The 644-nt window shown below is 64.8% G+C and carries 2 protein-coding genes; both read right to left on the minus strand.

Going from position 1 to position 644, the window contains the following annotated elements; genetic code table 11:
• Positions 1-213, minus strand: a 213-nt coding sequence (locus tag QCE79_RS39495) for a hypothetical protein (protein ID WP_404989474.1), incomplete at its 3' end; no start/stop codon positions are given.
• A 71-nt stretch (positions 214-284) separates the two neighbouring features.
• Positions 285-644 (minus strand): hypothetical protein (locus tag QCE79_RS33385; protein WP_309851756.1); only part of this gene is annotated, 360 nt, incomplete at its 5' end.

The raw sequence follows: 644 nt of genomic DNA on the forward strand, positions 1-644 counted from the left end.
CGACATCTGTGCGAGCCGTCCCACCGGATCGTACTGGCGCGCCTGCGTGAAGCTGCGGTGCGTGCGCTTGATTTCCCGATGCAGCTTGTCGCGCTCGAAATCCATCAGCGGCTTGCCGTCGAGCATGACGCCATGGACGTGGCCCGAGCCATAACGCAGCCAGTCGATGGAGCGTGTATTCGGCAGGATGGTCTTCGTGCGATTGCCGAGCACATCGTATTGGTGGCGCGTGACGGTCGAATACTGGCCCCGGTAATACGGGCGAACGTGCTGCTCTTCGGCGATCAGGTTGTCCGCATCGTCGTAGTGCAGGCGGGTCGTGCTGCCAGCGGCCGTGGCGGTCGCGAGCCGCCCGCGCGCGTCGTAGTAAAAACTCTCGGTCGCTTGCTTGCCGATGTGCGCGCGGTGAGCCGTCCCATCGGGTCGCGCTCGTAGCGCGTCTCGACGCCGGCTTCAGTCGATGCCGCCAGCCGCCCGGCATCGTCCCATGCATAGGCGACGCTGCGCCCGTCGAACCCCGTCTGCTCGATGACCTGACCGAGCGTGTCATAACGAAACTCGGTAGATTCGTGGTTCTCGTTGTTCAGCGTGGTTAGCCGCCCCTGCTTGTCGTAGCGGTACGCGACGCGGCCCCAATCGTCGCC

This window comes from Caballeronia sp. LZ003 (assembly GCF_031451465.1).
Lineage (GTDB): Bacteria > Pseudomonadota > Gammaproteobacteria > Burkholderiales > Burkholderiaceae > Caballeronia.